Genomic DNA, 532 nt, shown 5'->3' with positions numbered 1-532 from the left:
ACAAAGCCAAGCAAGTGAACACCGGCTTTCTCTGCTTTGGATTTCAGTAGATTCCCTTCCTCTGAAGCAGCCAACCTTCCTGCCGCATAGAATTCGACTTCACCTGGTATCGCCATCTCTTTCGCTTTGTCGCAAAAAGCGCTAAAACCTTTATCAGCCGTTAGTCGACCAATAAAACCAACGCGAATTATTGGAGAGGCTACACTATCAACAAACATTTCTTTAATGGGGTTGTAAATATAATGGTGTGCAGTTTTTTTCGCGAAGCCATTATCGCTATGTAATGCGGAAATATATTTACTGATGCCGATAAAATTATCTACTTTTTTGCTCTTATACTTTTTAATAAACGAAGTTAACTTTATCTTTGCCGAACAAGCATCAAGATTGTTGCCATCCTTAAACAAGGTACAATTGTGATGGAATAAATAATAATCACGAGTTGTATGTACAAGCTTGATATTTTTCTTTTTTACACTATCCCAAATAGCAACGGAAAACCCACTGATATTATTGGTATGAACCACATCAG

The 532-nt window shown here is 37.6% G+C and carries 1 pseudogene; it reads right to left on the bottom strand.

What is annotated here, in order from left to right:
* A pseudogene (locus ADK28_RS05855) lies at positions 1–532 on the bottom strand (hypothetical protein); the annotation flags it as partial.

The sequence above is a fragment of the Serratia sp. 506_PEND genome, from assembly GCF_001076875.1.
GTDB lineage: Bacteria > Pseudomonadota > Gammaproteobacteria > Enterobacterales > Enterobacteriaceae > Serratia > Serratia marcescens.
Note: the sequence above shows the minus strand (reverse complement) of the source record. Positions and strands in the feature narration are given on the sequence as shown.